This window comes from Methylobacterium sp. 77 (genome assembly GCF_000372825.1).
GTDB lineage: Bacteria > Pseudomonadota > Alphaproteobacteria > Rhizobiales > Beijerinckiaceae > Methylobacterium.
In genome coordinates this window covers 2,704,424-2,716,761 of record NZ_KB910516.1, presented here as the reverse complement: position 1 = coordinate 2,716,761, position 12,338 = coordinate 2,704,424, and the positions used below count along the sequence as shown (strand labels likewise).

Sequence of the window (12,338 nt, the reverse complement as noted above, 5' to 3'; positions counted from 1 at the left end):
CGTCCTTCCCGCTGTCCGACTCCGTGATGTCGCCATTCGTGGCGGCGTCGAAGGAGACGTCCAGTGCGCGGGCGGGGTCTTGAGGCCTTCCTCGAAGCCGCTGACGCGGTACCTCAGGGTAGGGACGTTCGGCGGGAGCAACCGGGAAGTTGACGGACATGAACGAACACGACCAGGACGCCAGGGCTCGCGATCCGCGCATCAAGGCGCCGCGCGCCTACAGCCACGGTGGCGCACGGATCGTCGAGGGCCTGCCCTCTTCGCTGCCCGAGCCGGTCCGCGCCTATCTCGACATCCTACCGAAGGGCCGCATCGTCGGCTTTCCGCTCGCGCCCCTCGACCGAACAGGCATCCCGGTCTGGTTCGTCTCGCTGTTCCTCGACGACCCGTTCTTCGTCGGAGCCATGCCGAGCGGCATCGGCTACGGCGCCACCGACGATGAGGCGCTGATCGGCGCAGTGGCGGAGATCGCCGAGAACCTGATGCCCTCGCTCGCGGTGATGCCGCGCAAGAAGGAGCGGGGCACGTATCATGATCTCGCGAAGGTCTTCGGTGCCGGTTCGGTCGCGGATCCTCTGACCCTGTGCCTGCCCGCCGGCTCCCCGGTCGACCGCGATACGGTGCTCGAATGGACACCGAGCATCCGCGCGCGCACCGGCGAGACCGTGCTGATGCCCCTCGACATCGCGGCCACCGATTACTTCGAGCTGTCGGAGGGCTACAAGCCTTTCACCAACCTCATCACCAACGGCCTCGGTGCCGGGCCGGACGTGGATTTCGCCCTCGGCCACGGCCTGCTCGAACTGCTCCAGCGCGATGGCAACGGCCTGCTGTTCCGGGCCCTCGACCAGGGCGTGATGCTCGATCTCGACGGGATCGGCCCCGAGAACCGGGCGATGCTGGATCGCCTCGACGGACTCGGCATCAGAGCGCTGCCGAAATTCGCCACCGACCAGTTCGGCCTGACCAACATCTACGTGGTCGGCTACGACCGGAACCCCGCCGACGCACCGGTCCCCGTGGCCCTTTCCGCCTGCGGAGAGGCCTGCGACCCGGACCGCGAGCGGGCCATGCGAAAGGCGCTCCTCGAATTCCAGGCCGCACGTGTCCGCAAGGCCTTCGGCCACGGTCCGCTGAGCTTCGCCGAGCGGGTGACCCCGCCGGGCTACGTCAACGCCTTCATCCAAAAGGCCCTGCCGAGCCTCGATCTGGAAGAGAGCCGCGCTCTCAAGGCGATGCTCGAATGGATCGTCCTGCCCCCGGAAGGCCTACGTGACGTCCTTCAGGAGACGGTCTATTCTGAGCGCAGCACCAAGGCCTTCTCGGATTTGCCGACCACCGCGGCTCCCGATGGCCATGCCCGCGGACGTATCGCCCGCGAGCGCCTCGAAGGGGCCGGTTTCGACGTTCTCTACATCGAGTGCTCGCCGCCGGGTGGAAGCGTCGGCGTGGTCAAGGCTATCGTGCCGGGGCTGGAAGTCGAGACGATGAGCTATCACCGCATTGGTGAGCGCAACGCCGCCAAACTGATCGAACGTGATCACCCGCTGATCTCGTTCGGTGAGGCGAGCGAGACGAAGCTGCCGGTGCGCCTCACGCCCGAGGCCCTGGACCGTCTCGGCGGCCAGCCGCTTTTCGACGTGGCGCTGGCGGACGACATCGTCGGACGGCATTACCCGCTCTACCGCGAGCCGGAATCGCATCATGCGCCGTTCCGTCTCGAGCAGCAGGGGAGGGCGGCATGAGTCTTCGCTTCGCCTACAACACCAACGGCACCGCCAACCACCGCCTGGACGACGCGATCGATCTCATCGCGGATGCCGGCTACCAGGGCGTGGCCCTGACCCTCGACATCCACCATCTCGATCCCTTCGCGGAGAATTGGGTCCAGGAGACTCAGCGCGTGTCGAGCCGGTTGCAGCGGCTCGGTCTCGGCAGCGTCATCGAGACGGGCGCCCGCTTCCTCCTCGATCCGAAGGCCAAGCACGAGCCGACGCTCGTGAGCGGCGACGCCTCGGGGCGTGCCCGGCGCATCGGCTTCCTGAAACGGGCGGTGGACATCGCCGTCATCCTGCATTCCGAGGCGGTCTCGTTCTGGGCGGGCGTGCCGAAACCCGGGATCGATCGCGACGAGGCTCGGCTCTGGCTCGCCGACGGCGTCGCCGAGATCGTCGCCTATGCCCGCGAGCACGGTGTCGTCGCGTGTCTGGAGCCGGAACCCGGCATGCTGATCGAGACCCTCGACGACTTCGCCGCCTTGAAGATCGAAGGGCTGCGGCTTGCTCTCGATACCGGCCATTGCCTCGTCACCGGCGAGCGTGAACCGGCGCAGGCGGTGACGGAATTCGCCGACAGCATCGGCACCGTGGCGATCGAGGACATGGCGCGGGGCGAGCACATCCATCTGCCCTTCGGCGAAGGCGACATGGATGTCGCCGGCGTGCTCGACGCCCTCGACGCCATAGGCTTCCAGCGTCTCGTCTGCGTCGAGCTCTCCCGCGAGAGCCACCGGGCCGACGTGATGGTGCCGACATCGCTCGACTATCTTCGGACCTGCCGCAACCACAAGGCCGGGGTGAGCGCGTGAGGATCTGCTTCGTCAGCCGCCGCTACTTCCCGGCGATTTCCGGCATGAGCGTCTACGCGCAGAACCTGCTGCGCGAACTCGTCGATGCCGGCCACGACGTGACGATGATCAGCCAGTACCGGGGCGATGAATTCGGCACCCGCGTCTATGGCGGCGGCCCTCCTCCCGCGGTCCCGGGCGTGCGCGTCGTCGGCCTCGAGCAGCTGGGCGAGCAGGCGAGCGGAGATTTCGAGCGCGATATCGAAACGATGGTCGACACCATCGTCGCCGAGCACGACAGGCGCCCTTTCGATCTGCTGCATGCGCAATACGGCTACCCGACTGGTTGGGCGACGCTCCTCGCCTCGAAGCGGCTCGGCATTCCGAACGTCGTCTCGATCCAGGGCGGCGATGGCCATTGGGTCGGTTCCTGCTGTGAGACCCATCGCGTGGCGATGTGCGAGGTCCTGGCCCATGCCAATGCGCTTCTCATCGGCGGGCGCTCCTTCGTGGGCGAGGTCTGCGACCGGCTGGGCTCGGACCCCGATCGCTTCACCATCGTGCCGGGCGCGGTGGACACGACGCGATTTACTCCCGGTCCTGCCGGGCACGAAGGGCCGGTCAGGCTGTTCTATCACGGCCGCGTCGATCGCCGGAAAGGCGTGCTCGACTTCATCGACGCCCTCGGCCTGCTGCGCGCGCGCGGCACGCCCTTCGAGGCGGTGATTTCCGGCATCGGGCCTGACGTGGATTCCTCGAAGGCTCGCGCGGCCGAGCTGAATTTCTCAGAGGCCTCGATCCGCTTCACCGGCTACGCCGAGTATCACACCGTGCCCGACCTCTACCGGCAGGCGGACGTTTTCGTGTCGCCGACCTATGCGGAGGGGTTCTCCAACACCATCCTGGAGGCCATGGCGGCGGGTTTGGCCGTGGTCTCGACCCATGCGGTCGGCGTGTCCGACTGCCTGCGCGACGGCGAGAACGGTCTCCTGGTCCATCCCGGCGATGTTCCCGCTCTGGCGGATGCGCTTCAGCGCGTCATCGAGGACGAGCGGCTGCGCCGACAGCTCGCACACGATGGCCTGGAGGAATGCCGCCGCGTCTATTCCTGGAATGCCGTCGGTCGCCAGATCATGGAGATCTATGCGGAGGTGGTCGGCGAGCGGCCAAGGACGGATTTCGCCGACACCCTGCCACATGATCCGAACTGCCGGTTCCGCGCAGAGCCGCACCTTCTCTGACCATGCCCGTCGCCCTCGCGCTTTCGCCTCATCTCGACGATGCCGCCTTTTCCTGCGGCGGCACCCTCGCGACCCTGGCCGATTCCGGCTGGCGGGTGGTGATGGCGACGATCTTCACCGCCTCCGTCCCCGATCCGAAGGGCTTCGCCCTGGCCTGCCAGACCGACAAGGGATTGGGACCCGAGATCGACTACATGGCCCTTCGGCGAGAGGAGGATCGCCGGGCGGCGGACGCTCTCGGCATCGCGCCGCCCCTGCATCTGCCGTTCCGGGAAGCGCCGCATCGCGGCTACAGCTCGCCCAAGGAATTGTTCGCCGGTCCGCGCGATGACGATGCCATCGTCGCCGCCCTCTCGGATGCGATCTCGCAGCTCGTCCGCGACGTCGCGCCGGATCTCGTCCTCGCCCCTCAGGCTGTGGGAGGCCATGTCGACCACGTCCAGTTGGTCCGGGCCCTCGGCAGCGTGCGGATGGACGCTCCCATCCTGTGGTGGCGGGATTTCCCGTACACGGTCCGGCACGCTGAGCCAAAGGAGCCTTTCGGGTCCGATTTCGCAGCTCTGCCCGAGCGTGCGATTCACTATTCCGTGAGCGCCGAGGCACGGAAGGGGCGAGCTTGCGCCGCCTATGGGACCCAACTCGGATACCAGTTCGGCGGCGTCGATGGCTTGATGCGCCGTCTCGCCGACGAGGCACGGTCTGAGCGATTCCGCCTCTCCGGCGTGCTTCCTGGCGAAGCGGCAGCCGTGTTCGAGGATCATGCTTCCCGACCCTGATCCGGACCGGCCGAAGAGCCTCGCCGATCCGGAGCAGGTCGCACGTCGCCGCTCCCTTCTCGAGGCGGAGCGCCTTCATCCTCTGCGCAGGCTGGCGCGGAGGATCGCGAAAGAGCGATCGTCGGATGTACCGGAGCCCGATCCGCTCGATGGCGGGACCGAGGCACGGCTGCTCCTGTTGCTGGAGACGCCGGGCCCCAGCATCGGCCGCACCGGTTTCGTCTCGCGCGACAACCCCACCGGGACCGCCGCCAACCTGTTCCGGTTCTTGGCGGAGTCAGGGATTGCCCGGCGCCACAGCCTCATCTGGAACGCGGTCCCCTGGGTCATCCACGCGCCCGGTGCCCTCAACCGAGCCCCGCGGAAGGCCGAGATCGCGACGGCCGCCGCCTATCTCGCCCCGTTGATCGAGCTGCTTCCGTCGCTCGACGTCGTCGTCCTCGCCGGTCGTGTCGCCGGCCTGTCGCGCGAACCGCTCCGGCACCTGCGGCCGGAGATGCCGGTCATCGCCGTTCCGCATCCGAGCCCGACCTATGTCTGTACGTCCCCGGCGGTCGCCGAACGGATCCGCGCGGGCCTGTACGAGGCGTCCGCGATCCTGCTCCGGCCACGGCCGTCACCAACTCAAGAGGGCGGATGACTGGCCTTCCGGACACAAAGACCCTAAATGCCGGGGCACGGGCCGAGGTCCGGCAAAAGCTCGGTCCCATTCCACGCCGCCGTCGAGGTCGAGCGGGAAGACCGGCGGAGGCGGACGCCGACGACATGAACTTTGTGGGAGAGCATCAGCGGCCGGCCGAATCGAAGGCGGCCGACGCCGTGACGACGGCTGAAGTCGAGGATGGCGCGCCGCCCGCGCCCAAGCGTTCCTACAAGAACCGCTACACTTGGCTCGGCACCGCCGCCAGCATCGTCATTTTCGCCGTGTCGCTCGGCGTGCTGTGGAAGCTCTCGCAGCAGGTGACGTGGGCCGAACTGCACGCGGCGCTGACGGCGGCCACGGGCGAACAGCTCGGTCTCGCCTTCCTGTTCGTCGGCGTGAGCTACCTCTTCCTCACCTGTTACGACGCGCTCGCCCTGCGCCAGCTCAAGATCAAAGTCCCCTACAGGACGACGGCGCTCGCCTCTTTCACCAGCTACGCCGTCAGTTTCACCCTGGGCTTCCCGCTCCTGACGGCGGGGACGATCCGCTATTGGATCTACTCGAAGAAGGGCCTCAGCGCGGCCAAGATCGCGGCTCTGACGGTCATTGCCGGCTTCACCTTCTGGCTCGGCATGGGCGTGGTCCTCGGCCTCAGTCTCGTGGTCGAGGCCGGGCAATTGGCTGCACTCACCTTCACCAGTATCCGCCTGAACCAGGGCGTGGGGTTCGCCGCCCTGCTCATGGTGTTCGGCTATCTCGGCTGGGTCTCGCTCAAGCGCCGCCATGTCAGGGTCAAGGGCTGGTCGCTGGAACTGCCCGGCGCCACGGTGTCCATGAGCCAGATGGTAGTCGGCATCGGCGACGTCTGCGCGGCCGCGGCCACGCTCTATGTCCTGCTGCCGGCCGGCACGACCATCGGTTTCACCACCTTCGTCGGCGTCTACGTGCTGGCGGCGATGCTCGGTATCGCCTCCAACGCGCCGGGAGGTCTCGGGGTGTTCGAGGCCACCATCCTCCTCGCTCTGTCGAGCCTGCCGCGGGACCAGGTTCTCGGCTCGCTGCTGCTGTTCCGGGTCTGCTACTACCTCGTGCCCTTCATCGTCGCCCTGGCGATGCTCGGGGTCTATGAAATCGTCCGGCGCCTGCGCCGGCCCTCGCCATCCGCGTCCAGCGGTTCCTGACGGATGGTTCAGGCCACGGAGCGTTAGGCGATGGCCCGCGGTGCGCGCAGATCGGCCTGGACCGGCGCCGGTTTCGCCGCTGCTTCCATGATCTCGGTCGCCGGCGTGAGAGGCGATCTCGACGTCCTGACCATCGCGGCGGGCGCGGGGGCGATGATTGCCGGCGGTCTCGTCGGCAGCCTGAGCCGGCCGCGCATGGTCGCATTGCCCGAGGCGACCACCCGCGAGCGCCATTCCATCGCCGAGGCGCTCCTCGCCAACATTCCCGATCCGGTGATCCTGGTGGACCGGCGCAGCGTGGTGATCGAGGTCAATCCCGCCGCTCGCACGCTGCTGCCCGCACTGAAACTCAAGCACCCGCTCTCCTTCGCTCTCAGGACGCCGGACGTGCTCGACGGGATCGAGGAGGTGCTGCGTACCGGCGCGGCGCTGAAGACGCTCTACACCACGCGGGTTCCCACCGAGCGGGCGTTCGAGGTCCAGATCGGCGCGCTGCCGATGCCGGACGGACCGGGGGGCGGGCAGCCCAACGTCGTCCTGTTCCTGCGCGATCTCACGGCAGCCCGCCGCCTCGAAGCAATGCGGGTCGATTTCGTCGCCAATGCCAGCCACGAGCTGCGCACGCCGCTGGCCTCTCTGCTCGGTTTCATCGAGACCCTGCAGGGGCCGGCCAGGGGCGATGCGCCGGCCCGGGAAAAGTTCCTGGGCATCATGAAGGCGCAGGCGCAGCGCATGACGCGCCTCATCGACGACCTGCTCTCTCTCTCCCGGATAGAACTACGCGAGCATGTGCCGCCGACGCAGATCGTCGATCTCGGACAGATCGCGCGGCAAATGGTGGACATGCAGGGGCCGCTGGCTCGCGAGCGCGGCGTCAACATCACCCTCGACGCGCCGGATGCATCCTATCCGGTTCTCGGCGAGCGCGACGAACTCGTCCGCGTGGTCGAGAATCTCGTGGAGAATGCGGTGAAATACGGTGGCAGCGGCGGCATCGTCGTCGTCGGCCTGGAGCGCAGCATCCGGTCGGCATCCGGAAAGCCGCAGATCGCCCTCAGCGTGCGGGACGAGGGGCCGGGCATCGCTCCGGAGCATATTCCCCGGCTGACCGAGCGGTTCTACCGGGTCGACGTGGCATCGAGCCGCCAGCAGGGCGGAACCGGCCTCGGGCTCGCCATCGTCAAGCACATCGTCAACCGTCACCGCGGCAAGCTCGTCATCGAGAGCGAGCCCGACCGGGGCACCATCGTCCGCGCGTTGTTGCCGGAACATCGGCCGAACAACGACGTGGCCCCAAGCGCCTGACGCGGTCCGGTTAGTTCCGGCTGGTGCCGAGGCGCTTGTACTGAGCTTCGATGATCCCCTTGAGCACGGGCAGGAACGGCGAAGGGCTCAGGCGCTGGTCGACGGCGTGATCGAGCATGCTCAAAGCCGCGACCTGCTTCGGCAGACCCGGAAACGTCGCGAGATAGGTCTCGATACAGGCGTTCGCCGCAGCCTCCCCCGCCGGGATGTCGGAGGTGATCAGCGCGCTCAAGGTTCGCATGCAGGTGTCGAGGGGCTGTATCATCGCCTCCATATGACGCGGAAACGCGTCGGACGCCATGCGCGCGTGACGCGATGAGCCATGCGTCGCAGCCTTGACCTTCCCACCATGGGAAGCCCCACATAGCGGTGTATGAACATCGCTCTCTCCTCTCCCAACCGGCGTCCCGGCATGGGGCGTCGTCTCAGCATCCCGGTCGTCGGCATGAGCTGCGCCTCCTGCGTCGGCCGCGTCGAGCGCGCCCTCGCCGCGCTGCCCGGTGCGTCCGACGTCGCGGTCAACCTCGCAACAGGGCGTGCCGACCTGATTCTGGACGGCGATCCCGCGAACGTCGTCGCGGCGATCGCCGGGGCCGGCTATGACGTGCCCGAGGCCGTGACGGAATTGTCCGTCACCGGATTGTCCTGTGCCTCCTGCGTCGGCCGAGTCGAGCGCGCGCTCGGTGCCGTCCAGGGTATCACGTCGGCGAACGTCAACCTCGCGACCGGGCGAGCGACCGTGCGGCATGCGGAGGGCACGGTCGATCCGGCAGGCCTCGTCGAGGCCGTCCGTGCCGCCGGCTATGAGGCATCTCCCATCGAGAATGGAGTGAGCGAGGCGCAGGCCGACCGCCAGGAGCGCGAAGCGTCCGGTCTTCGGAGCGACGTCATCGTCGCTGCCTCTCTGTCGGCGCCGATCGTGATCCTCGACATGGGGGCTCACCTCATCCCCGGCTTCGGCGATCTCGTCCATGCCCAACTCGGCATGGCACAGGCCGCCCTGGTCCAGGCCGTCCTGGCGACCCTCGTCCTGGCCTGGCCCGGACGACGTTTCTTCCGCCAGGGAATCCCGGCCCTGTTCAGGGGCCATCCCGACATGAACGCTCTCGTCGCCCTCGGGGCGGGGGCCGCCTATTCCTATTCCCTGGTCTCGATCCTCGCCCCGTGGGCGTTGCCGCCTGGAACGGCGCATCTCTACTTCGAGGCCTCCGTTCTCATCATCACCCTGATCCTGCTCGGCCGAACCCTGGAGGCGCGCGCCAAGGGGCGCACCGGAGCGGCCATCGCCCGGCTCGTCGGGCTCGCGCCGACGACGGCGCGGGTCGTCCGCGACGGAGCGGAGGACAACGTCGCCCTGGCTTCCCTGCGGATCGGCGACATCGTCCGTGTCCGCCCCGGCGAGCGCATCGCTGCCGACGGAATAGTCGTGGCGGGCAGGAGCTTCGTCGATGAAAGCATGGTCACCGGTGAGGCGGTGCCGGTGGAGAAAGGCGAAGGCGACCGCACGGTCGGCGGCACGCTGAACACAAACGGCAGCCTCGATCTGCGCGTCGACACGATTGGCGCGCGGACGGTGCTGGCGCAGATCGTGGCGATGGTCCAGGCGGCGCAGGGCGCCAAACTGCCGATCCAGGCGCTCGTCGACCGGGTGACCGGCTGGTTCGTCCCGGCCGTCATCGCCGCGTCGGTCGTGACCTTCGTCGGATGGCTCGCGCTCGGTCCGAGCCCGGCCCTCGGCTTCGCCCTCGTCAACGCCATCGCCGTCCTCATCATCGCCTGCCCCTGCGCCATGGGGCTGGCGACGCCGACATCGATCATGGTGGGCACCGGGCGGGCGGCGAGACTCGGCGTGCTGTTCCGCAATGGGACCGCCCTGCAGGCCCTGCGTGACGCGAAGGTCGTCGCTTTCGACAAGACCGGGACCCTGACCGAGGGCAGGCCCGCCCTGACCGATCTCGTTGCTGCACAGGGCTTCGAGGCGGATGCTGTGCTGCGGCTTGCCGCGTCTCTCGAATCGCGGTCGGAGCATCCGATCGCGCGCAGCATCGTCGAGGCGGCGCGGGAGCGCGGCCTCACCCTCCTTTCGCCCGACCGCTTCGAGGCGGTGCCGGGCTACGGTATCGAGGGAGAGATCGGAGGACAGTCGATCGGTGTCGGCGCACGGCGGCACATGCAGAAGCTGGGAATCGCCGTCACCGATCTCGCCGAGGCGGCGGACCGCATGGAGGCAGAAGGCAAGAGCCCGCTCCACATCGCCATCGACGGCCGGCTTGCAGGCCTCGTCGCCGTATCGGACCCGATCAAGCCGGGCGCGGCCGAAGCCGTGTCCGCATTGAGGGAGCAGGGTCTCGTCGTCGCCATGGTGACGGGCGATGCCCAGGGCGTGGCCTCCGCCGTGGCGGCCCGGCTCGGCATCGCCGAGATCGCCGCCGAGGTTCTTCCCGGTGGCAAGGTCGAGGCGGTGAAGGCATTGCGCGCACGCTTTGGTCCTGTCGCCTTCGTCGGGGACGGCATCAACGATGCGCCGGCCCTCGCCGAGGCGGAGATCGGCCTCGCCATCGGGACCGGCACGGATATCGCCGTCGAGAGCGCCGACGTCGTGCTGATGTCCGGCGCCTTGTCCGGCATCGTCTCCGCCATCGGCCTGTCGCGCGCGGTGATGCGCAACATCGCGCAGAACCTGTTCTGGGCCTTCGCCTATAACGTCGCTCTCATCCCCGTGGCGGCGGGCCTGCTCCACGTCGTCGGCGGGCCGTCGCTGTCGCCGATCCTGGCGGCCGGCGCGATGGCGCTCTCGAGTGTGTTCGTGCTCGCCAACGCCCTCCGCCTCCGCCGGGCAGGGGCGGATGCATGAACGGCTCCGTCACCATCGGCGAGGCGGCCAGGGCCACCGGGGTCTCGGCCAAGATGATCCGTTACTACGAAGAGACCGGCCTGCTGCCACCGGCGCGCAGGACGGAAGCGGGCTATCGCGTCTATGGCGAAGAGGATCTGCACACCCTGCGCTTCGTGCGCCGCGCGCGCGATCTCGGCTTCTCCGTGGAGGACATCGCCGGCCTCCTCGCGCTCTGGCAGGATCGCGGACGTGCCAGCGCTCAGGTAAAGGCGATGGCCCTGCAGCATGTCGGGGATCTGCGCCTCCGCATCGCCGAACTGGAGGCCATGGCCCGCACCCTGACGACCCTCGCGGACCATTGCAGCGGCGATTCCAGGCCGGATTGTCCGATTCTCGACGACCTCGCCGCCGACCGCGTGCCGATTGCACGACGCTCAAAGCGGGCGACGCCGCTGTCTTGATCGCGACCCTCCGACACGTTCTGCACATGATCCGCCGGCCGTGCCGTTTGAAATCGATCTAAATGGCCTCGCCTTTGCTGAGATGGGCTATGATCGAGCGGCTCGAACCACGATGAGCCAAGGCCCGCGAAAGACTCGAAACCATGCCCATCGTCGACCGGATCGCAGCCCTGGCGGACGAGATCACCGCTTGGCGGCACGACCTCCACGCCCATCCGGAACTCCAATACGACGTCCATCGCACCGCCGGTTTCGTCGCGGACAAGCTGCGGGAATTCGGCTGCGACGAGGTCGCCACCGGGATCGGCCGGACGGGGGTCGTCGGACTCATTCGCGGGCGCTCGCACGGTTCCAACCGCGCCGTCGGCCTGCGCGCCGACATGGACGCGCTGCCGATCCAGGAAGTGCGCGACCTCGCCTACCGCTCCACCGTGCCGGGAAAGATGCATGCCTGCGGCCATGACGGCCATACCGCCATGCTACTCGGTGCCGCCAAGTACCTGGCCGAGACCCGCGATTTCGATGGGACGGCGGTGATGATCTTCCAGCCGGCAGAGGAGGGCGGCGGCGGCGGAGAGGCGATGGTGCGCGACGGGATGATGGAGCGCTTCGGCGTCGAGGCGGTCTACGGCCTGCACAACGTTCCCGGGCTGGAGCTCGGTCGCTTCGCGATCCGTCCCGGCCCGATCATGGCCTCCACCGATCGCTTCACCATCACCATCGAGGGGCGCGGTGGTCACGCGGCGCAACCGCATCTCGCCATCGACAGCGTGCTCGTGGCGAGCCACATCGTCATTGCGCTCCAGTCGGTGGTGGCGCGCGGTATCGATCCCCTCGAGAGCGCGGTGGTGTCGGTCTGTGCCCTGGAGGCCGGCGACGCCTTCAACGTGCTACCCCAGCAGGTGACGATGCGCGGCACCATGCGCGCCCTCTCGAAGCAGGTCCGCGCCACCATGCAGGAGCGCATCGGCGCCATCGTGACGAACACCGCTGCGGCCTTCGGTGCCATTGCCCGCGTCGATTACAGCGGCGGATACCCGGTGACGGAGAACCACCCGGCCGAAGCGGATTTCATCGCCGATGTCGCGGCCGGGATCGTCGGCGACGAACGGGTCGCGCGCGACGTGGCGCCGATGATGGCGGCGGAGGATTTCTCCTACATGCTGGCCCACCGGCCTGGCGCCTACATCTTCCTCGGCAATGGCCCGAGTGCCGGACTTCACCACCCGCATTACGATTTCAACGATGCCGCGATCCCCTACGGCGCTTCGCTCTGGGCACGGGTGATCGAGACGGCATTGCCGGTTCGCTGAGCGGCCGCACGCTCGC

The 12,338-nt window shown here is 68.2% G+C and carries 11 protein-coding genes; 10 read left to right on the top strand and 1 reads right to left on the bottom strand.

Going from position 1 to position 12,338, the window contains the following annotated elements:
- Positions 1–158: 158 nt before the first annotated feature.
- From A3OK_RS0112840 to A3OK_RS0112810, 7 genes are all read left to right on the top strand, one after another.
- Positions 159–1,745, top strand: a complete 1,587-nt coding sequence (locus A3OK_RS0112840) for a YcaO-like family protein (RefSeq protein WP_019905283.1) — start codon at positions 159–161, stop codon at positions 1,743–1,745.
- A complete protein-coding gene (locus A3OK_RS0112835; protein WP_019905282.1) occupies positions 1,742–2,587 on the top strand; it encodes a sugar phosphate isomerase/epimerase family protein in 846 nt (281 codons plus the stop codon). Before A3OK_RS0112840 ends, A3OK_RS0112835 begins: the two co-directional genes overlap by 4 nt.
- Entirely contained in the window at positions 2,584–3,807 is a 1,224-nt protein-coding gene (locus A3OK_RS0112830) for a glycosyltransferase family 4 protein (protein ID WP_019905281.1), read from the top strand. The genes A3OK_RS0112835 and A3OK_RS0112830 overlap by 4 nt, the downstream gene beginning before the upstream one ends.
- Positions 3,808–3,809: 2 nt before the next feature.
- A complete protein-coding gene (locus tag A3OK_RS0112825; RefSeq protein ID WP_019905280.1) occupies positions 3,810–4,583 on the top strand; it encodes a PIG-L family deacetylase in 774 nt (257 codons plus the stop codon).
- Positions 4,567–5,223 carry a uracil-DNA glycosylase gene (locus A3OK_RS0112820; RefSeq protein WP_019905279.1) on the top strand — a complete coding sequence of 219 codons (657 nt, stop codon included), beginning with the start codon at positions 4,567–4,569 and terminating at the stop codon, positions 5,221–5,223. The genes A3OK_RS0112825 and A3OK_RS0112820 overlap by 17 nt, the downstream gene beginning before the upstream one ends.
- A gap of 125 nt (positions 5,224–5,348) precedes the next feature.
- Positions 5,349–6,407, top strand: coding sequence for a lysylphosphatidylglycerol synthase domain-containing protein (locus A3OK_RS0112815; protein WP_026597220.1), 1,059 nt, complete (start codon positions 5,349–5,351; stop codon positions 6,405–6,407).
- 87 nt (positions 6,408–6,494) lie between these two features.
- Complete coding sequence (locus A3OK_RS0112810) at positions 6,495–7,712, top strand: ATP-binding protein (RefSeq protein WP_245259429.1); 1,218 nt, start codon at positions 6,495–6,497, stop codon at positions 7,710–7,712.
- Between the two features lie 10 nt (positions 7,713–7,722).
- Here A3OK_RS0112810 and A3OK_RS0112805 read toward each other — a convergent pair whose 3' ends face one another.
- Positions 7,723–7,977, bottom strand: coding sequence for a hypothetical protein (locus A3OK_RS0112805; protein ID WP_155912016.1), 255 nt, complete (start codon positions 7,975–7,977; stop codon positions 7,723–7,725).
- Between the two features lie 108 nt (positions 7,978–8,085).
- Between A3OK_RS0112805 and A3OK_RS0112800 the strand changes: the two genes are divergently transcribed.
- The 3 genes from A3OK_RS0112800 (at position 8,086) to A3OK_RS0112790 (ending at position 12,322) form a co-directional block, all read left to right on the top strand.
- On the top strand, positions 8,086–10,566 hold the full coding sequence (locus A3OK_RS0112800; RefSeq protein WP_019905275.1) for a heavy metal translocating P-type ATPase: 2,481 nt from the start codon (positions 8,086–8,088) through the stop codon (positions 10,564–10,566).
- The gene (cueR, locus tag A3OK_RS0112795) at positions 10,563–11,009 is read left to right on the top strand and encodes a Cu(I)-responsive transcriptional regulator (protein ID WP_019905274.1); all 447 of its coding nucleotides are present in this window, start codon (positions 10,563–10,565) and stop codon (positions 11,007–11,009) included. The genes A3OK_RS0112800 and cueR overlap by 4 nt, the downstream gene beginning before the upstream one ends.
- Positions 11,010–11,152: 143 nt before the next feature.
- Positions 11,153–12,322 carry a M20 aminoacylase family protein gene (locus tag A3OK_RS0112790; RefSeq protein ID WP_019905273.1) on the top strand — a complete coding sequence of 390 codons (1,170 nt, stop codon included), beginning with the start codon at positions 11,153–11,155 and terminating at the stop codon, positions 12,320–12,322.
- Positions 12,323–12,338 lie beyond the last annotated feature (16 nt).